This is a genomic window from Niallia sp. FSL W8-1348 (assembly GCF_038006745.1).
In the GTDB taxonomy this organism is placed as follows: Bacteria; Bacillota; Bacilli; order Bacillales; family Cytobacillaceae; genus Niallia; species Niallia alba.
In genome coordinates this window covers 568,745-589,162 of sequence record NZ_JBBOVV010000001.1, presented here as the reverse complement: position 1 = coordinate 589,162, position 20,418 = coordinate 568,745, and the positions used below count along the sequence as shown (strand labels likewise).

The window sequence follows — 20,418 nt, the reverse complement described above, 5'->3', positions numbered from 1 at the left end:
ATAAAAATGTTTAGAATCCCTAAATAAAAAATAATTTCTTTACAATTCGCTTTTATTTAATTGAAAAAAACCTTATTAAAACAATGTTTTACCACCATATCTTAAAGAGAAATGATTGTAATTCTTCTCTAAATAACCTAGTATATAAATTGAACCAGCAGTCTAAATTTATTATCAAGGTGGTTAAATGAACAAACGTAAAAAGCATGTTATGGATAAAGCGCATGAATTATTTATTGAAAATGGATTTCAGCACACATCGATTCAAGATATACTAGCTGCAAGTAATATTTCAAAGGGGACTTTTTATAATTACTTTTCCAGTAAAAATGAATTGTTAATTTCTATTTTCAAAAACATTTATACAGAATTGGAATGGCAAAGGAAACAATTGCTTATAGGGCAGGATAAAGCTGATAGTGTTCTATTTATAAAACAAATAGAAATGCTAATTAAGACAAATAACCAATATAAGATAATTTCTTTATTTGAAGAAATTCTTTTTACAAATGATGAAGAATTGAAAGGCTATATAAAAAACAGAAGAGTGCATGAGTTAAACTGGGTGTACAATCGGTTAATGGATGTTTGTGGACCAACAAGCAGAAACTATTTAGTAGATTGCTCCATCCTGTTAATGGGAATGATTCATTCTACTATTTATATGCATAGCTTAGTTTATCAGGAGCACGCCAATATTCATCAAATTGTTCAGTATTGTGTAAATCGAATTTTAGAGATGGTAAAACAATTATCTCATTCTAAGGATGTTCTTTTAAAGCCAGAGACGCTTTACAATTTGATTAATGTACAATCATTAAAAGATCATGATTCTGGAAAAAAGGAAATTCTTTGTTTGCTTTATAAATTGAAAGCAGATTTAAAAAGAGCTGAAGAATTTTTTCAAACTCAAGAAAAAATGGATCAATTGTTAGAGTTTATTGAAGAAGAAATAGAGATGAGATATCCTAGGTATTTTATTTTAGAAAGTACATTGAAATCCTTATCGCTGGAAGTGAAAGATACGCCATTTACCGAAACAGTGGTTACACTTGCGGCAAGAATTGAGAAAGTATTCTCCAAACAGAATCGTTAATACCTACGGATAAGGGAAAAGTCAAAGTGTTAACTGACTTTTCCCGTTTTGGTTTGCAAGCTTAACGCAGTTAAGGAATAAACAATGCTCCTATTACGAACAACTTGGTTTATTTTTACCTAATTTATGTCGCATAAAAAATGTGGCAGCTGCAATGATCAAAACAAATGCTAAACTAACAAAAAAGCCGATTCGTACTGCTTTTTCTATAATAGTACCTGCTACTGCGATGGCGATGAGCAATATACCAAAGGACGCCTTTAATTTATCCCACAAATTTCCTTGAAGTACTTTAAAGGAAGAAAGGAGGATGAAAGTCCAGTTATATAATAGAAGAATTCCGGCTGCTGTTGTAATATATTCGAATATTTTCCCAGGCAATAATAGTGCTGCAATGACAGAGGCAAAGAGTCCAACTCCTCCGAGAATAAAGGAAGGAAGAGGTAACTGATTGAATTTTTTTAGCTTTTTTGTAAATATTTTGGGGGCATCTCCACCTTTTGCCATTGTCACTAAAAGGCTAGTTACTCCAAACAGAGCTGCTGTCATTGTGGAAAATCCAGCGATTATGATAGCGCCATTAAAAACATGGGGGAAAAAGTTTAAATGATAGTCCGATAACGCAGTTACGAACGGACTTTCTTTTTCCGAAAATTGATCTAGCGGAGCTAAAATTGTCGCTAATCCTAATGAAAGTACATAAATAATTACAAGAATAATAAGCATATTGGTGCCGGCTTTCGGTGCATCTTTTTTATCCTTCAGCTGCATCGCCATTAATCCAATGACTTCAATTCCGCCATAAGCGTAAAATGCGAATAATAATGAAATCCAGAAGCCTTTATAGCCTTTTGGAAAGATGTCATCCATGGAACGAGGAATGGAGACATCACCGTTTCCACCATGAATCCACCCAAAAACAGCAGCGGCAGCTAAACCGATAAACATAATGATGGCTGCTGTTTTAATAATGGCCAAATAATTTTCTACACGATCGAAGCCTTTTGTTCCTAGAAAGACAACAAATAAGGAAAGAACTGCATAAATACAGGCAAACACCCATAATGGTATTTTGGGAAACCAAAATTGAGATAAAAGGGAAAGCGCTGTTAATTGGCTTCCCATGATTAGAATATTAGAAAACCAATAATTCCACCCACAACTAAAGCCAGCCCATGGACCAAATGCTTTGTTTGCATAGTAACAGAACGATCCTTCTTGTGGATCCTTTGCAGTCATTTTTGCTAATTGGTTAAAAACAATATACGTACCGATAGCAGCTAAGATAAATGTAAAAACAATGGAGGGGCCTGTTTCCTTTATTCCTAGACTAGAACCAAGAAAATAGCCCGTACCAATCGTACAACCTACACCAATTAATGATAGTTGCCACCACTTAAGATCTTCTGATTTTGAGTTTGCTTTTTTATTTGTCATTGTTTTCTCCTCTTTAAATAATGATAGGGGATTACAAAAGATTAAGAGCTGTTAACCACTATTAGTATGTCAGCTTTTTCAGCAATTATTTGTTTCACTTATAACCCGTAATGAAACAATATCTATTCCAAAATTCTTTTCTAAAAGGAAAAAAATATTTCCTGATGAAATAATTGAGAAAAGATGGTAACTTAGATAAGGTGAGGATTTTCATTTTAATAGAGGAGAAAAAATGATTAGATTTGACAATTACTTATTTGTTTTATTATTGAATGTTGTACCAATTTTTATTTATTATTATTATTTCCATAAAATGAAAACTAAGAATACAGTTCTTTTTACAAGTGTATATTGTTCCATCATATTAATTTTAGCCATGTCTTTTCCTTTAGAGATAGCTCCAGGTCATATATATGATTTAAGGACAATTCCTTGGTTAGTTGCTTTTTTGTATGGAGGATTTCCGGCTGGATTATTAACAACGATAGTGATGGCAATTTATCGATATATGATTGGGTACAATGAGGGCCTAATAGTTATGCTTATCATTGTTTTACTCACTTTACCTATTCTGTACGTAGCTATAAAGAAGTACAAGCAAGCAGAATCCTATGGAAAAAAAATAATGATTGCTTGTTTAATATCGCTTGTCCCAATAAGCATCGATTTAATTGCTACTTCATTTTTTACGAATAAGCTGACCTGGACATTTGTTATTTATTTATACTTATCTCATATTGTTACATTAAGTATTGCTGTCTATCTAATAGAGTCACTCTCTTATCAAGAGCGCAAGAAGGAACAAATGCAACAAACGGAACGAATAAGGTTGATAGGAGAAATGGCTGCATCAGTTGCTCATGAAATAAGAAATCCGTTAACTGTTGTTAAAGGATATACTCATTTATTAAAGGAAGCATCTAATATTACGGAGAAGCAAAAAGATATGCTTATGCTTATGTCATCCGAATTGGTGCGGGCAGAAAAGATAATTAATGATTATTTATCACTGGCTCGGACGAATGAAGGGACAAAAGAACAGATCAATCTAGGTAAGCTTATAAAAAAAGTTGAAGAGCTTATGAGTCCCTATGCGCTTTTGAATAATGTGAAAATTTATAATCAAGTTCAAACAGAATGTATTATTGAAGCAGGGCAAGATGAAATTTTACAAGTATTTATTAATATAATTAAGAATGCTATTGAAGCAATCGAGGGAAAAGGTGAAGTGATTGTTTCTGAAAAAACCACAGAGAATTATGTAAAAATAAATATTGCAGACAATGGAAAAGGGATGACGGAAGAGGAGCTGAACAGATTAGGTACCCCTTTTTATTCAACGAAAACACAAGGAACTGGAATTGGTACGATGGTTTGTTTTAATATTGTACATCATTTGAATGGGAAAATAGAGATGAAAAGCAAAATGAACAAAGGAACTACGTGTTCTGTTTATTTACCAATCTTAAGTAAATAATAATATATAACATGTATGGATAGAGTATAAACAATACCGTCCATACATTTTTTTTGAAGAAAATAAAAACGCTTACAGGAAATTAGAAGGTATATGAAGAATGTTAATAAAGTGGGAAAGAATAATAGCATGTTTTTTTAGCATAATAGTATGAGAGAGTAAAAAAATAGAAATATTTTGAGTTATTGTTTATTTTGATTATTTTGTGACGTTAAACTCTATATTCGTGATAAACTTCACTTTTGTTTAAAAAAACTCTATTTTTTTGTCAAACTTACATTTATTTTTATTCAAAAAGTGGTATTATATTAAAGGAGTTTAATGATGGAGAGGTTGTACATCCTCTTCTACTGATAGAAAGAAGAGCATGATAGAGTATTTGTATTTGTATTTGTACATACCTTCATTCATTTTAACTAGAGTTGGTAAAAATTATCTTTCGCAAATTTTTGTGCACTCAATCACAAAAAATTTGTTAATAACATTTAAGCGAAGAGCTTATAGTAAAGGAGAATCAGTTATGTCAGAAACTACTGCCCAAACAAATGCTGAGCAACAACTGACTGCAACATCAAATCAAGACCTATTGGATCAGTTGTTAAAGCCTGAGGTACAAGAATCATTGACAACATTAATCGAGCAATTACCAAAGTTAACTGAAATGGTTAATGGTTTATCTAAAACGTATGATGTTGTTCAATCATTATCACAAGACCAAGTATTTAAAAGCGATATTGTTGGCGCAACGACTGAAATGTTCGAGCCAGTTATTCATTCCGTTAAGGGAATGGCTTCAGCTACAATTGAAGCAAAAGATCGTGCAGATGCAAGCAATGAAACAATCGGTGTATTCGGGTTGATGAAAATGTTAAAAGACCCACAAGCACAAAAGATGTTCCGTTTTTTACAGAGCTATCTTCAAATTATGTCAGAACGTAATAATAAATAATCTTTCAAGTAGTCTTGCCTAGTCAGAAATGCCATTTCAAAAGGAGTTTGTTTTGTCAAACTGACAGGGAGCCTGCCAATACTTTTAAATGTAATAAGGACGGAGGATTTACTATGTCAAAACATATCGTTATTTTAGGTGCTGGATACGGTGGCCTATTAGCAGCTTTAAATGTTCGTAAATTTTACAGTAAAGCGGAAGCGACAGTTACCGTTATTAATAAATACCCAACACATCAAATTATCACTGAATTGCACCGTTTAGCAGCAGGTAATGTTTCTGAAAAAGCAGTTGCTATGCCACTAGAAAAATTATTTAAAGGAAAAGATATTGATTTGAAAATTGCTTCCGTTGATTCTTTCAATGTGGATACAAAAGAAGTTGTTTTAGGCGATGGATCTAAATTAACTTATGATGCATTAGTTGTAGCTTTAGGAAGTGTAACTGCATACTTTGGTATTCCAGGGCTTGAAGAGAACAGTATGGTTCTTAAATCTGCAGATGATGCAAACAAAATCTACAATCATGTAGAAGAGCGAATTCGTGAATATGCAAAATCAAGAAAACAAGAAGATGCTACTATTTTAATCGGTGGCGGCGGACTAACAGGTGTAGAACTTGTTGGTGAACTTGCAGATATCCTACCAGGATTAACAAGAAAATATGGCGTTGATTTCCGTGATATTAAATTGCTATTAGTAGAAGCTGGTCCGAAAATTCTTCCGGTTTTACCAGAAGACTTAATCGAACGTGCTACAAAAAGCTTGGAAAGACGTGGCGTAACTTTCTTAACTGGCTTACCAGTAACAAATGTTTCAGGCAATGTAATTGATCTAAAAGATGGTCAACAAATTATTGCTAATACATTTGTATGGACTGGCGGAGTACAAGGAAATCCACTTGTTGGTGTTTCTGGATTGGAAGTAAACCGTGGTCGCGCAACTGTTAATGAATTCTTACAATCCACTTCTCACCCTGATGTATTTGTAGCAGGTGATAGTGCAGTATACTTCCCTGCTGATGGAGATGGTCGTCCAGCACCACCGACTGCTCAAATTGCTTGGCAAATGGGAGAATTGATTGGTTATAATTTATATGCTTACCTTGAAAACAAAGCATTAGATACATTTGATCCAATTAACTCTGGTACACTTGCAAGCCTTGGTAGAAAAGATGGAGTAGCAATCGTTGGTGGAAGCTCAACTCCATTAAAGGGATTACCAGCTTCCTTAATGAAAGAAGCAAGTAATATTCGTTATTTATCACATATCAAAGGGCTATTCAGCTTAGCTTATTAATAGTAGTAAAAAAGATGAGATATGGTGCAATAGCACCGTACTCATCTTTTTTTATTCTAACTAGGGATTGAATTTTCTTTGGTGGACATACAGAACAACTTATATGCAATCGGCGTTTTTATCCCACTCTTAACGGAAAGCCATCCCATCCATGAAGCAAACTTCACCAACAAGGATGAAAATCGAGGTGACAACCGTTTATTTTCATGGGAGTAAGACTCCTCCTCAAGCTTATGAGTGTACGAGGAAGATAGCTGGGAGATCCACTGTCCGTAAAAGTCCGATTAGTAACGATCCATTCACACTATCGAAGTTTAATTAAACCACTAGCAAGATTTATTATTGATAGAGGAAAAAGCTGAAGACCACAAATATCCATGTAACAGGTCTTATTCCGCAATTCATCACAAAGAAAAGTTGGCATAATATTTTACACAATCAATCCAGTCTGTGGATAAACGCCCATCTTTTATATAAGAGAAATATAATAGCCACAACTGTTCCTTACCATTAAAAAAAATAATAAATAGAATTATAAGGATAGAAAGGATAATTTTCATTCTTTTTCATAAGCTATTGGTAAATTGTGAAAAAGATAAAATTATCCTTTTTCTATTTTTTTCTCATCCACCATAACATGAAACGGTGATGGACAAAATTAAGCTATCGATGATTCTAAGGGAGTAGTAAAAATATGAAACGCTACATATTGAGTATATCTATTTTATCCATCTTTTTATTAACTGGCTGTTGGGATCAATCGGAGTTAAATCAAAATGCAATTGTTACAGGGATAGCAATTGATAAAGGGGATGACTATAAATATAAACTATCCATAGAGAGCACCTCTGCAACAGAATTAAATCCGAAAACCGCTCAAGGCTTAGCCCCTGCGATTGTTTATACCATAGAAGGAGATACAATTGGAGAAATTACCCATAAATTCAATATTGCTGTATCCACTCATTTGGTTTTTTCACATATGCGATTGCTTATTATTGGAGAAGAAGTTGCCAAAGAGGGAATTCTTAGTTTTATGGATTATTTCGACAGGGATAGAGAAATAAGGGATGACTTTAATATAGTGGTAGCTAAAGACACAGAAGCAGTTGATTTTTTGCGAATAACGAATGAATATCAAAAAGTCTCTTCTTTGAAAATTTTTCCACAGCTGGATAATATGTTAGATGAATGGGGAGGGACACCTGGAATTAAATTAAATGATTTTATTCGTACATACGCATCACAGGGGCAAGTTCCAGTTTTAGCAGCAATGAAAATACAGGGTGATAAAGAAAAAGGCGGCAATATGGATAATTTGAAAACGACGACCCCAGGAGCAGTTGCAAAAATTGATTCTTTAGCTGTTTTTAAATATGGGAAGCTGCAAGGGTATCTAGATTTATATGATACAAGAATTTTATTATGGATTCAAAATAAGTTGGAACGAACTGCTCTAACTGTTCCATATAATGAAAAAAAATTTTTTGCTTTGCGAATCATTCATTCTAAGACAAAGATTAAAGCTAGGCAAGTAAACGGCAGTCCACAAATTGATATATATGTCCATGCTGAATCTACGCTAGATGGATCGGATAAAGCAATAAAGGTTGCAAAGGTAAAAGCATTTGAAGAGTTTGAAGACCTGACTAATAGTTATTTAGAAAAAGAATTTAATCAATTAATTGAAAAAATGCAAAAAGAATATGTGACTGATATATTTGGATTGGGGGAAATATTTAGAGATCAAGATTACAAGCATTTTAAACAATATGAAGATAATTGGGATGTAGGTTTTAAAGAGGCAAAGATAAACGTCCATGTAAATGTAGAAATAAAGAGAAGTGGATTTAGAAACAACAGCTATGATATAAAGTAAATGTAGTTACTTGAATAATGGACTGCTTTATAGCTAAAGTACAAAATAAATCAATAAAATAGTAAGAAATAGTATTATTTAAAAAATATAAAAATAGGGTTATTATAGAAAGAAATAAGACTTTACAAAAAGGGGAGAGGTAAAAATGAATATATCTGAGGTTATCACAAGTAGAAGAACAATAAAAAAATTTACATCTGAAGAGGTAGATAAAGGGGTTATTTTGGAATGGCTACAACGGGCAAGATTTGCTCCGAACCATAAGATGACAGAACCGTGGCAGATTCTTTTTGTCGGCGAAAAGACCCGAGCAGAACTAAAACATAAAACAAACTTCGGAGATGCATCAAAGATAATTGCAGTTTTATCCCATAAAGGAAGGAACCAAATTGAGCGAGATGAAAATTTGTCCGCTGTATCCTGTTTTATTCAAAATTTCATGCTACAGGCTTGGGATGAAGGAGTTGGAACGTTTTGGAGTTCTGTTGGTTCCTCTTCTTTAGGACGTAAAACATTAGGAGTGAGTGAAGACTATGAAGTTGCTGGAGTCCTGGCAATTGGTTATCCTGACGAAATTATGGCACCTAAAGAACGAGCATCAATTGAAGAGAAAATTACTTATTTAGATTAACTGATTAAGTCGAAAATATTCCTTAATATAAGGAGAGGCGTAATAGAACATCTTACGCCTCTTTTTTCTATTTAATAGATATTAAACAAACTAACTTTTAGACCACAAATTGGATAGAATCCTCTTATTGCGGAAACTGATATAAGTCTATATAATAACGTGGTATATATTGCGAGTGGTATACTTTAAGGAGTAATGCATTTAGGAGGACTGTAAATGAAAAAATTGCTGTTACTTGCAACCGGGGGTACAATTGCCTCAGTAGAAGGAAAGGAAGGGCTAGTACCCGGTTTGTCTGCAGAAGAGCTCCTTCAATATTTTAAAAATGATATTCTCGAAGTGGATGTAACTTGCGAAATCATTATGAATAGAGATAGTACGAATATGCAGCCAGAACATTGGGTCATGATGGCTAAGACAATTGCGGAGCATTACCATGAATACGATGGTTTTGTCATTACACATGGTACGGATACATTGGCGTATACCTCAGCTGCCCTTTCTTATATGCTGCAAGATCTAAAAAAACCAGTGGTAATTACAGGTTCACAGGTCCCGATAAGTTTTAAACAAACAGATGCTAAGAAAAATGTAATGGATAGTATTCGCTTTGCTAAAGAAGATATAGGTGGCGTATTTGTTGTCTTTGACGGGCGAGTGATTATTGGCACGAGAGCAGTAAAAATGCGTACGAAAAGCTATGATGCTTTTGCTAGTATTAATCATCCCTATGTCGCGACAATAGAGGAAGGTCAGATTCATTATATATGGAAACCGGACAAGCCGACGACCGACTTGAAGGTGGATATAAGTATATGTCCAGATGTGTTTTTATTAAAACTACATCCAGGTACGAAACCAGAAATCTTTGACTTTATTAAACACCACTATAAAGGAGTTATTATCGAAAGCTTTGGTAATGGAGGATTACCCTTTGAGGAAAGAAGTTTATTGCCGAAGATGGAAGAAATGGTGAGTCAAGGGGTTGCTGTTGTTATATCTACTCAATGTTTGGAAGAAGGGCAAGACTTGTTATTATACGAAGTAGGAAGAAAAGTGGCTCAATACAATGTTATTTTATCAGCAGATATGAATACTGAAGCAATTGTTGCTAAATTAATGTGGGTATTAGGCAGCGAGTTAGCGATAGAGGAAATAAAAAACCGCATGGAAAGTCAAATTGCTTATGACCTTTCAGTAGATTGGGAGAATTAAAGGCTTGATTATTGTTGAAACCTCCTTCTATCGTGATTTACGATAGATAGGAGGTTTTTTAGTTAGGGTTTGATTAGATTAGGATTATCTACCTAATTTTGTTTCGGATTTATTATATGAATATTTAGAAAATATATAAACGTGGCTAAAGAAACAGCTTTTATCGTGTTTTATATGGATGTATTATCAATTTATCTAAAACTTTTGACCTGAAACGTTAAAAACCCATAAAAAAACGTGACTAAAGGATTATATACTAGTAGAATAATAGATAATATCATAGGTATCAAAGAATACATAATCGGGGTAATAGTATTTATTAGTAATAAGATGATAGTTTTAAGAATGCCTAATAATGAACCGAGATAATAGATCTAGGAGGTATGTAGTAGTGAAAAAAGTAGTAGTACCTGGAGTATTTCTAGCAGCATTATCTTCTCCCCTTTTCATGGAAGAGGTTCAAGCTGCTTCCAACACCAAGTATGTAGAAGTAAATGCAGGATCGGTATTAAATGTAAGGGGCGGTCCATCAGTAAGTACAAGTATTGTAACAACTTTAAAAGCTGGAGCAAAAGTAAATGTCCTTTCCGAAACAAATGGCTGGTCAAAAGTGGATGCGAATGGAAAAGTTGGCTATGTTTCTTCAAGCTTTTTAATATCAAAGCAAGAAAGTACAATCAAATATGTTTCCATTGACCCTTCTTCTACTTTAAATGTTAGAGAATCAGCTTCTACAAAAGGAAATGTGGTTACAAAGCTTAAAAATGGCACAAAGGTAGAAGTGGTTTCTGAATCGAATGGCTGGTCAGAAGTAAAAGTGAATGGAATAAAAGGATATGTAGCATCCGAATACATAAAAGCTGTTCCAACAGAGGAAAAGAAAACAACCGAAGTAGCAAATGAACAAAAAAAAGTAACTAAATACGTAAATGTCACTGCTGGTTCGAGTTTGAACTTAAGAAATAGTCCATCAAATTCCGCTTCTATTATTGTTAAATTGGCAAAGGATGTACCGGTAACCGTTTATTCTGAAACGAATGGTTGGGCAAAAGTAGAAGTGTATGGAAAACAAGGATATGTAGCAACGCAATATCTTGCAGAAAAGAAATCAAGTGTTAGTACAGAACAAGCGAAAGAAACAAATACAAGTACTAATAAAGAAACAACAACGAAGTATGTAAATGTTGATAAAAATTCTTCTTTAAATGTTAGAAAGGATGCAAATACAACTAGTTCTATTGTAACAAAGCTTTCTAGAGGGACTGCAGTAAGTGTTCTTTCAAGTGCAAATGGTTGGGATAAAGTAACAGTATCAGGGAAGACAGGCTATGTAAGCAATAGTTATTTGTCTGATAAGAAAATAACTGATAATACAACGAACAATAATCCAGGAACCGAAAAAGATAGTGGGAAAAGCACAACGGACAAAGCTACAACGCAAATCAGTAAGAAAGTCAATGTGCAATCTGGTTCTAATTTAAATGTAAGATCGACAGCTTCCACAAGCGGAACGATTAAAGGTAAATTAGCTGCAGGGACAGTAGTAACAGTATTGTCGGAGAAAAATGGCTGGTCTCAAATCAAGACCAATAATTTAGAAGGCTATGTAAGTAGCGAGTATTTAACAAGCGTTTCTACACCGACTACGCCAGAAAAAGAAACAGGCCAAAAAGATGAAGAAAAGCAGCCAGAAAAAACACCAACAGTAGAAAAGAAAGTCAATGTGCAATCTGGTTCTAATTTAAATGTAAGATCGACAGCTTCCACAAGCGGAACGATTAAAGGCAAACTAACTGCAGGGACAGTAGTAACAGTATTGTCGGAGAAAAATGGCTGGTCTCAAATCAAGACCAATAATTTAGAAGGCTATGTAAGTAGCGAGTATTTAACAAGCGTTTCTACACCGACTACGCCAGAAAAAGAAACAGGCCAAAAAGATGAAGAAAAGCAGCCAGAAAAAACACCAACAGTAGAAAAGAAAGTCAATGTGCAATCTGGTTCTAATTTAAATGTAAGATCGACAGCTTCCACAAGCGGAACGATTAAAGGTAAATTAGCTGCAGGGACAATAGTAACAGTATTGTCAGAAAAAAATGGCTGGTCTCAAATTAAAACAAATAACATAGAAGGCTATGTAAGCAGTGAATATTTAACAAGTATTTCTACATCTGCTCCTGATACGCCGGAAAAGGAAACAGACAAAAACGATGGGGAACAGCCAGAAGAAACACCAACACTCGTAGAAAAAATTGTTAATGTTCAACCGGGATCTAGTTTAAATTTAAGATCTACACCATCAACAAGCGGTACAATTCTTAGCAAGCTTTCGGCTGGAACGGTAGTAATTGTACAATCAGAAGAAAATGGTTGGTCTAAAATAAAAGTTAATAATTTAGAAGGCTATGTAAGTACTGAATTTTTATCTACAAAAGGCAATGGAACCTCTAATGCAACGATAAATAAGAATTATGTGAATTATAGCCTTACATTAGATGAAATGACGAATATTCAATTAAGCGTAAATCCACAAACAGACAAGAAGTATGATACCTACATCAGAGAAGATGCTATTGCATTCAAAACGGCTGATTCCACAAAAGGAACTGTGCTCGGCAATGGCTGGAGATTACGTGGAGGAGCAGGAACCGATTATTCTGTTGTAAGTACCTTAACTAGTGGGCAAGTATTAACAATCGTTTCCAAAGTGAAGGGAACAGATGGTTACTACTGGTATAAGGTAAATTATTCACAATCATGGGTTAGTGCTAGCAAAGAGGATACTGCATACTATCTTAACCCAGATAACTTTCTTAATAGTGAAACACAATCTCTTCAATTTCTAAAATTATCTGCAAAAGCAAATGTAGATGATAAGGAAGTAGATAGTAAAATATTAGCTGGAAAAGGAATCTTAGCTGGAAAAGCATCTTCCTTCGTAACCGCAGCTAATGCTTATGGTATAAATGAAATTTATTTGATTTCACATGCGCTTTTAGAAACTGGCAACGGGACGTCTACCTTGGCAAATGGCGTTGTTGTTAATGGTAAAACTGTTTATAATATGTATGGCATTGGTGCATATGACGGCTCTGCTGTTTCAAGTGGTGCACAATATGCGTATAATGCAGGCTGGTTTACTCCAGAAGCTGCTATTATAGGTGGAGCGAAATTTATTGCTCAAGGTTATGTTAATGCTGGACAGGATACTTTATATAAAATGAGATGGAATCCTGATGCAGCTGAGAAAACAGGAAAAGCAACACATCAGTATGCTTCAGATATAGGCTGGGCTACTAAACAAGTAAATCAAATCTATAACTTATATAGTCTATTAAGTTCCTATACTTTAAACTATGAAATTCCAACATACCAAATAAGCTCAAAGTAGAATAGAAGCTTTTTAAGGTTCACGTGAATGTTAAAAAGATAACTTCAATTTCTTATGTGTAAAAATCGTTTGGTTATAAGTAGGTAAATCAATTGTCTGGTTATAATGGTGTTTGGAAAGATTTTGTGCAATCTTTCTAAACATCACTCCAGATTGGATAGCAGGATCTAATGCTATCGGATTTCCTTTGTTATTAGCCGCGATTATATTTACATCTGCAGGAATGGCTCCTAGAAAATTTATATTTAATAATTGTAATATATCTTCAACTTCTTGGTTATTTCTATAAGAATTTACAACCAAGGATAATTCCAGTTCATTTTGTGATTCTAATATACCGATTACTCTATCTGCATCCTGTAAAGCAGTTTTGTCGGAGGTAGTTACAATAATCGCTTCATGAGCTCCATCTAATGCATAAAAAAATCCGCTTTCTAATCCCGAAGGAGAATCAATTAAGATAAAATCATACAGGGAATCTATCTGTTTAAGCATTTCTCTAAATGATTTCAGCTCCATCTCCGATAATCTTTTTTTACTACCAGGTACCAAATGAAGATTTTTCATAGTTCGATGTTTAACGATGATATGACTAAAGGAACACATTTTTTGCAAATAATCAGAGATATCTAGAATAATTCGGTTTGATAAGCCTAAAGGAATATCTAGATTCCGTAATCCAAAGTCTGCATCTATTAAGCAAACTTTATATCCCTTTAATGCAAGTGCACTACCTAGATTTGCAGTAACGGTTGTTTTCCCAACTCCTCCTTTCCCTGAAGTAATCGTGATAATTCGACTCATTCCCCAAATCCCCCTAAAAATTAAATAAACAAAAAAGTCGAATGACTTATATCCTATTTATGAGAAGTTTTGTTTATTTGCTAAACTAAAACCAGTGGGGATAAAAATCCACTAATAGAAGTTTTCCTTTATGTAAACATTAAATAATCAATTAATAGGAACGCTCAATAGAATGAAAGTGAACGTAATACAGAACAATTTTAATATGAAAAGTGTAGAAGAGCCATATGTAGAAACTACTATCTATTCTATTGGTTTTTCCACTTGTTTAGAGTGTTTTTCTCCTTTTTTGATAGAATTTAGGATGAGTAATAGGGAAAAAGGCTGATTAGGTGTAATAATTTATGGGATTGCTGAAAGTGTTAAGGAAAAAATGATTATCAAAGGAAGAAAAAAATTGAGCGTATGTACCTATTCGATGTGTTCGTAAATGTAGATAAAGAGAAAGGACACTTTACTTTTTCAGCATAGTTATAGTTAAGTGTCCTAAACATTTATCCCACACTTAATGGGCAGTAAGACTCAACCATAAACTTATGAGAACACGAGGAAGATAGGTGGGAGACCCACTATCCGTATAGGTCCGATTAGTTCAACTAACCATCAGAGGGGATGAGGATTCCCCACACTGCTGGAAGTTTTCATTATAATTCTTGAATCGAACTATCAATGGAATAGGGGGTGAAATCAATCTCGCATTCAGATTCAAGAAGAAATTTTGCGAGTTGTTTTCCAATAAAGGGACCCATTGTTAGTCCTGATGCACCTAAGCCATTAGCAATTGTTAGTCCGGCGTATTGTTTCAGTCTTCCGAACACGGGAAGGAAGTCATTTGTAAAAGGCCGGAAACCTACTTTCACTTCACTCCATACTGCATCCGACAATCCAGGGGCATATAATAAGGCCTTATCGATGATCTCTTTAATCCCGGCAATTGTAATAGTATCAGATAACTCGGTTGTATTTTCGTGTGTAGCACCAATAACTATATTGTTATTTTCTAATGTTAATAAATACTGATCATGTGGCGGCATTACTACTGGCCAATCTGAACACAGATGATCAGTTAATTTTACATGGAGAATCTGTCCTTTTTGTGCTTTGACGTCAAAGGATAATTGAAGTGGTTCAAGTAATTCATTCGCCCAAACTCCAGCAGCAATCACAACCTCATCAGCATAGATAGTTGTGTTATCACTAAGTTTAACACCTTTAATTGTATTGTGTTCTTTTATAAGGGTACTAGTTGACTGGATAAAGGTAGCCCCTAATTGTTGGCTCGCATCTATAAGAGCATTACGTAATGCCCAACCATTTACCCTTGCTGCCCCGCTTATATGTAAAGCACTATATCCTGGAGCTAATAAGGGAAATAACGATTTTGCTTCTGTAGAGGTAAGAATATTTATATCGCCAATTTCTGGTGCCTCTATTTTTCGTTTTAATGTTCTCTCTTTCATTGCTTCTAATTTAGCTTCGTCAGAATGCAGGCTAAGCGCACCAACCTTTTTATAGCCAGTATTTAATTGATTGAAGCTATGTAATTCATTAACGAGAGATGGATAGTACTTTGCTCCTTCTCTAGCTAATACATACCATTTTTTGTTTCTACGTTGGGAATTCCATGGACAAATAATGCCCGCAGCTGCTTTTGTTGCTTGCCCTCGATCTTCTCTATCGATCACAACTACCTGAGCCCCTCGTTTGGCTAATTCAAATGTGATAGCAGCACCAAGTATTCCACCGCCAACAACTATTACTTTCTTCATATATTAATCAATTCCTTCACTTTGTAAATAACAAGTTTATTCTACTATAACATAATGTGTAATTTCATTAGAAGGATAGGTGAAAGAAGGCTTTTAATTATGTAGCAGTACTTTTAAATGATGTGATAGTTTTTTTAGATAAAAAAGAAAAATGCAAAAAAATGATGGGAATTGTCGATTGGAAACGATAAAATACTTCTATTAAGAACGGTTCTTTTATTTAATAGAATTGATACACTTATATTTTTTATAAAAATTTATAGGTAAAAAGTTTGAAAAAATTGTGAACAATTGAAGAAAAAAGCCATTTGAAACATAACTGTAATATTCCTATTACTTAAATGACAAATTATGATGTTATACTTCTATTTGTGGCGAAAGATGTTTTATATAAAGAACTTTCGTCGAAAACAGGGTTTTCGTTTGATTTATAGAGTAGAGAATACTATATTAAAAGGGTCTCTCTACCAATTGTATCCATAAACATAAAGAAAATACATAGATAAATATATTAGAAGAATTCTACATTAGACAATGTGCAGGGGGAAAATGGAAATGTTAAAAAAGAAACTAGTGATTCTAAACACGACAATACTACTTGGATTAGGTACTAGCTTTACCATCCCAGGAATCAATGCTCATGCAACTAGCGTTGCTCAACAAAAAGAATCTTTACAAAGCCAAATTTCAGACGCTCAAATTAAAATTGTAGAAGCACAAGAAGAATTGAAGAAATTAGAAGCACAAATTAAAAGAGTAGATAAGGCAGTTGAAGAAAATAAAAGTCTTATTAATGAAACAAAAGCTAAGATGAAAACAACCGAAAAAGAAATTGCTTCTCTTGAGAAACAAATAAAAGAATTAGAAGATAGAATTGAAAAGCGTAATAATGTATTAAAAGAAAGAGCACGTACCTTCCAAGAAAATGGGGGAAGTGTAGATTATATAGAAGTACTTTTCGGTGCTGCCAGCTTTAAGGAGTTTGTTGACCGTGTAGGAGCAGTAGCTACAATCATGGAAGCAGATCAAGACTTAATTGCAAGCAATGAAGCTGATAAAAAAGATTTAGAAACGAAACAAAATGAAATAAAAGAAAAATATGATGATTTAAACAATACAAAATTAGATCTTGAAGAAATGCAGAAGCAAAACCTAGAGCAACAGAAGAAAAATGAGCAAGCAAAAAAAGATTTAAAAGCAAAAGAAGCAGATAACAAACAACATAAAACAGAATTAGAACAAAAATATGGTTCTTTACAGTCTGTAGAACCACAAATTAAAAAAATGATTCAACAAAAAGAACAAGATAATATAAATCAATTGGTTGCTTCAACAGTTGGAACTAGTGAGAGTGCAAGTAAGACTTCAAATAAGACGTCAAGTTCCAATAAAACTGTGAAACCAAGTGGTGGAAAATCAAAAGCAATTACTGCTGGCTATAAGTATATTGGTAATTCGACTTATAAATTTGGCGGAGGTAGAACAGCTTCAGATATAGCAAATGGTCTATTTGATTGTTCTGGCTTTGTTAGCTGGGCTTATTCTCAGGCTGGATACAGCATTCCTGCTAGTACAGATGCTTTGAAAAACTCAGGTACTCGCGTATCTACAAGTGATATGCAACCAGGAGATTTAGTATTCTTTAATACTTATAAAACAGATGGACATGTTGGTATCTATGTTGGTGGCGGTAAGTTTATTGGTTCTCAAAGTTCTACTGGTGTTGCAATCGCATCTATGGACAGTGGATATTGGAAAACAGTATTTAATGGAAGAGTTGTAAGATTCTAATATTAGGATTTTAAGAAAGCATTACTTGATGAATGTCATCTTGTAATGCTTTTATGTTGTTTAACATATATTTACCCCATTTTTAAAAATATATGCCGTTTTAAAAGAGATATTTTAATATTTTATCCTACTCTTAATGGACAGTGAGACTCAACTTTAAGCTTAAGAGAATTCGTAGAAGATAGGTGGAAGATCCAACTGTCTGTAAAGGTTCGAATGATTCAACTAACCATCAATGGGGAAGGAAGGAAATTCCCTACTGATGGAAGTTTCACTTTATTTTTTCGTAATATTTCGATGTGCCTCATCTTGCAAGAAACAGCACTAATTTCCCTATAATAAGGGAGAATTCTTGACCAATTAACAAATTTATTATAAAATTTTTAATCGGAATCGTTTGGATTTATCCCACTTTTAACGGACAGTAAGACTCCTCCCTAAAGCTTATGAGAATAAGAGGAAGATGGGTGGGAGATCAACTGTCCGTAAAGGTCCGATTGGTTCAACTAACCATCAGTGGGGGAGGAAGGAAAAGCCCCACTGTTGGAAGTCTCATTTTATATTGACACCATAATAGGAAAAGTCTATTATTAAGTGTCGTGTATAAGTAGTAATATAGGAAACGTTCATAAAATAAATGATGATTTTCTTTAAATTAAATAGTAAATCTTTTCTTTAAATCGTAATGAATACGAAATGGTTGCAAACTAACGAGCTTTCTCAAAAAGGTATGGGGAATTAAACGGTAAATAAATGGAGAAAATAGGTAAGAGAATAGCTAAAATTATAAATATTTTATTATGGAATTTTGCGATTTTTGCTAGACTCTAATGATGGTATAAATAAGCATTTTGTTTCATCCTAATCTTAGAGGAATGTAAAACCCAACCGCAAGTTAAGATAAGCGATTTTTTGTATAAGAGATAGTTATATTAAAACAGAAATTACAAATAGAAAGGGGTAATTACTATGAAACTAGCGACAGTATCGAATATTACATTTGGATATGAACATGTTCCTTCTCTTGAAGGTGTCTCTTTCGAATTAGAAAGTGGAGAGTTTGTTGGAATCACAGGTCCGAATGGTGCAAGTAAATCTACTTTGTTAAAGCTATTATTAGGTTTACTGAAGCCTTGGTCAGGCAGTGTGAAAATAAATAAGCTTAATGCAAATGGAAAGAAATTAACGGTAGGATATGTGCCCCAGCAAATTTCCTCTTTTAATGTTGGTTTTCCAAGCACTGTGTTAGAGCTTGTTCGTTCTGGTAGATATCAGCGTAAGAAATGGTATGAAAGATTGAAAGACGTAGACCATGAGGCAGTGAAGAAGTCATTAGAAATGGTTGGTATGTGGGAGTATCGAAATAAGAAAGTTGGGGAGTTATCAGGAGGACAAAAGCAAAAAATTGTGATTGCGCGAATCTTGGCGTCAGAACCTGATTTACTTGTATTGGATGAACCAACAACTGGAATGGATGCGGATAGTAGGAAAGGTTTTTATGAATTTATGAAGCACCAGGTAATTGAACATAATAGAACGGTTGTCATGGTAACACATGATCAAGATGAAGTAGAGGATTATTTAGATAAAATCATTCATATTGAGAAAGGAGAAAAAGGCGGATGGAGATGTTTGAGCTTGAATTCATGCAAAGAGCATTTTGGGCAGGTGGGCTCATTGCAATAATCGCACCAATCATTGGGATATATTTAGTTTTAAGAAGACAGGCATTAATGGCAGATACTTTGTCACATATCTCACTAGCTGGAGTGGCGATTGGTTTTTTCTTTCAAACGAATGTGACGCTTTCTAGTCTTCTAGTTGTTATCGCTGGGGCAATTGGGATTGAATATATGCGAAGAGCATACCATACGTATTCAGAAGTATCCATTGCTATCTTAATGGCAGCTGGATTGTCATTTGCTTTGTTTCTTATGAGCTTATCAAGTGGTGGAATGACGACAAGCATGGATCAGTATTTATTTGGGAGTATCATCACAATCAGTAAACAGCAAGTAAATGTACTAGCAATTGTTACTGGAATTATTCTATTATTTTTTGTTTTCTTTACAAGACAGATGTATATAATGACTTTTGATCAAGATACTGCTACAACTAGTGGTATTAATACAAATATGCTATCGATTGCTTTTAGTATTTTAACAGGTATTGCAATTTCCGTTATCATTCCAACTATAGGTGTGTTATTAGTTTCAGCATTGTTAGTTTTGCCTTCTGCTTTTTCCATTAAATTAGTGAAAGGTTTTAAATGGGTATTTATCGTTGCAATTTTAGTAGCTGCTGTTAGTATTTTTACTGGCTTGTTTTCTTCTTATCATTTAGGAACTCCTCCAGGTGCAACGATTACTTTATTATTAGTGGTTATCTTGCTAGTAGGCTTTTTAAGTCAAAGGATTTATATGATGATTCGTCGTGCATCAAGTCAGAAGAATTATAAGAATGCAGCATAATAATAAGTAAGTAGTTCAGCTAATGTGGAGAAAATGCAAAATATTAGCCTGAATTTCCTATCAAAAAACAGCAGTATTAACACAATAAATAACATACAAAAACGCTTGGTCTAACTCCAAGCGTTTTTTAGATCTTTCTATTTTATTCTTCAACTAAAAAACTCTTTAATTTAAGCGGGTTTCTGTGCCCAAATCGTACGAAATTTGAGCATA

Annotated in this window: 14 protein-coding genes and 1 pseudogene; 12 read left to right on the top strand and 3 right to left on the bottom strand. The window is 34.0% G+C overall.

Going from position 1 to position 20,418, the window contains the following annotated elements:
- The first annotated feature begins 187 nt into the window (after positions 1-187).
- On the top strand, positions 188-1,096 hold the full coding sequence (locus NST60_RS02905; protein ID WP_016200867.1) for a TetR/AcrR family transcriptional regulator: 909 nt from the start codon (positions 188-190) through the stop codon (positions 1,094-1,096).
- A 93-nt stretch (positions 1,097-1,189) separates the two neighbouring features.
- Here the strand turns inward: NST60_RS02905 and NST60_RS02900 are convergent, their stop codons facing one another.
- On the bottom strand, positions 1,190-2,533 hold the full coding sequence (locus NST60_RS02900; RefSeq protein WP_016200868.1) for an amino acid permease: 1,344 nt from the start codon (positions 2,531-2,533) through the stop codon (positions 1,190-1,192).
- Positions 2,534-2,765: 232 nt separating this feature from the next.
- Here NST60_RS02900 and NST60_RS02895 point away from each other — a divergent pair, with 232 nt between their 5' ends.
- From NST60_RS02895 to NST60_RS02860, 8 genes and pseudogenes are all read left to right on the top strand, one after another.
- A complete protein-coding gene (locus NST60_RS02895) occupies positions 2,766-4,010 on the top strand; it encodes an ATP-binding protein (protein WP_224427849.1) in 1,245 nt (414 codons plus the stop codon).
- Positions 4,011-4,530: 520 nt separating this feature from the next.
- Positions 4,531-4,959 carry a DUF1641 domain-containing protein gene (locus NST60_RS02890; protein WP_016200870.1) on the top strand — a complete coding sequence of 143 codons (429 nt, stop codon included), beginning with the start codon at positions 4,531-4,533 and terminating at the stop codon, positions 4,957-4,959.
- A 113-nt stretch (positions 4,960-5,072) separates the two neighbouring features.
- Positions 5,073-6,257, top strand: a complete 1,185-nt coding sequence (locus NST60_RS02885; protein ID WP_016200871.1) for an NAD(P)/FAD-dependent oxidoreductase — start codon at positions 5,073-5,075, stop codon at positions 6,255-6,257.
- Positions 6,258-6,532: 275 nt separating this feature from the next.
- Positions 6,533-6,771 (top strand): annotated as a pseudogene (locus NST60_RS02880) (amino acid permease); the annotation flags it as partial.
- Positions 6,772-6,951: 180 nt separating this feature from the next.
- Entirely contained in the window at positions 6,952-8,136 is a 1,185-nt protein-coding gene (locus tag NST60_RS02875) for a Ger(x)C family spore germination protein (protein ID WP_224427848.1), read from the top strand.
- A 145-nt stretch (positions 8,137-8,281) separates the two neighbouring features.
- Complete coding sequence (locus NST60_RS02870; RefSeq protein WP_224427847.1) at positions 8,282-8,767, top strand: nitroreductase family protein; 486 nt, start codon at positions 8,282-8,284, stop codon at positions 8,765-8,767.
- A gap of 216 nt (positions 8,768-8,983) precedes the next feature.
- Positions 8,984-9,982: an asparaginase gene (locus tag NST60_RS02865; protein WP_224427846.1), complete on the top strand. Its 999-nt coding sequence runs from the start codon at positions 8,984-8,986 to the stop codon at positions 9,980-9,982.
- Between the two features lie 391 nt (positions 9,983-10,373).
- Complete coding sequence (locus tag NST60_RS02860) at positions 10,374-13,370, top strand: SH3 domain-containing protein (RefSeq protein WP_341098117.1); 2,997 nt, start codon at positions 10,374-10,376, stop codon at positions 13,368-13,370.
- Between the two features lie 30 nt (positions 13,371-13,400).
- Here NST60_RS02860 and minD read toward each other — a convergent pair whose 3' ends face one another.
- Both minD and NST60_RS02850 read right to left on the bottom strand, forming a co-directional pair.
- Positions 13,401-14,174: a septum site-determining protein MinD gene (gene minD, locus NST60_RS02855; RefSeq protein ID WP_101730115.1), complete on the bottom strand. Its 774-nt coding sequence runs from the start codon at positions 14,172-14,174 to the stop codon at positions 13,401-13,403.
- A gap of 644 nt (positions 14,175-14,818) precedes the next feature.
- Positions 14,819-15,943 carry an NAD(P)/FAD-dependent oxidoreductase gene (locus NST60_RS02850; RefSeq protein ID WP_016200877.1) on the bottom strand — a complete coding sequence of 375 codons (1,125 nt, stop codon included), beginning with the start codon at positions 15,941-15,943 and terminating at the stop codon, positions 14,819-14,821.
- Positions 15,944-16,498: 555 nt separating this feature from the next.
- Here NST60_RS02850 and NST60_RS02845 point away from each other — a divergent pair.
- The 3 genes from NST60_RS02845 to NST60_RS02835 all read left to right on the top strand — a co-directional run bounded on the left by NST60_RS02845 (position 16,499) and on the right by NST60_RS02835 (position 20,205).
- On the top strand, positions 16,499-17,734 hold the full coding sequence (locus NST60_RS02845; protein ID WP_016200878.1) for a coiled-coil domain-containing protein: 1,236 nt from the start codon (positions 16,499-16,501) through the stop codon (positions 17,732-17,734).
- Positions 17,735-18,703: 969 nt separating this feature from the next.
- Complete coding sequence (locus NST60_RS02840; RefSeq protein WP_016200879.1) at positions 18,704-19,420, top strand: metal ABC transporter ATP-binding protein; 717 nt, start codon at positions 18,704-18,706, stop codon at positions 19,418-19,420.
- Positions 19,357-20,205, top strand: a complete 849-nt coding sequence (locus NST60_RS02835) for a metal ABC transporter permease (RefSeq protein ID WP_254414915.1) — start codon at positions 19,357-19,359, stop codon at positions 20,203-20,205. Before NST60_RS02840 ends, NST60_RS02835 begins: the two co-directional genes overlap by 64 nt.
- Positions 20,206-20,418: the final 213 nt, after the last annotated feature.

What these genes read in the sequence shown, in the direction of transcription:
- NST60_RS02850 (WP_016200877.1), bottom strand. Translation starts at nt 15,943, where the DNA reads ATGAAGAAAGTAATAGTTGTTGGCGGTGGAATACTTGGTGCTGCTATC.
- NST60_RS02895 (WP_224427849.1), top strand. Translation starts at nt 2,766, where the DNA reads ATGATTAGATTTGACAATTACTTATTTGTTTTATTATTGAATGTTGTA.
- NST60_RS02900 (WP_016200868.1), bottom strand. Translation starts at nt 2,533, where the DNA reads ATGACAAATAAAAAAGCAAACTCAAAATCAGAAGATCTTAAGTGGTGG.
- NST60_RS02885 (WP_016200871.1), top strand. Translation starts at nt 5,073, where the DNA reads ATGTCAAAACATATCGTTATTTTAGGTGCTGGATACGGTGGCCTATTA.
- NST60_RS02865 (WP_224427846.1), top strand. Translation starts at nt 8,984, where the DNA reads ATGAAAAAATTGCTGTTACTTGCAACCGGGGGTACAATTGCCTCAGTA.
- NST60_RS02845 (WP_016200878.1), top strand. Translation starts at nt 16,499, where the DNA reads ATGTTAAAAAAGAAACTAGTGATTCTAAACACGACAATACTACTTGGA.
- NST60_RS02875 (WP_224427848.1), top strand. Translation starts at nt 6,952, where the DNA reads ATGAAACGCTACATATTGAGTATATCTATTTTATCCATCTTTTTATTA.
- NST60_RS02905 (WP_016200867.1), top strand. Translation starts at nt 188, where the DNA reads ATGAACAAACGTAAAAAGCATGTTATGGATAAAGCGCATGAATTATTT.
- NST60_RS02890 (WP_016200870.1), top strand. Translation starts at nt 4,531, where the DNA reads ATGTCAGAAACTACTGCCCAAACAAATGCTGAGCAACAACTGACTGCA.
- NST60_RS02870 (WP_224427847.1), top strand. Translation starts at nt 8,282, where the DNA reads ATGAATATATCTGAGGTTATCACAAGTAGAAGAACAATAAAAAAATTT.
- minD (WP_101730115.1), bottom strand. Translation starts at nt 14,174, where the DNA reads ATGAGTCGAATTATCACGATTACTTCAGGGAAAGGAGGAGTTGGGAAA.
- NST60_RS02835 (WP_254414915.1), top strand. Translation starts at nt 19,357, where the DNA reads ATGGAGATGTTTGAGCTTGAATTCATGCAAAGAGCATTTTGGGCAGGT.
- NST60_RS02840 (WP_016200879.1), top strand. Translation starts at nt 18,704, where the DNA reads ATGAAACTAGCGACAGTATCGAATATTACATTTGGATATGAACATGTT.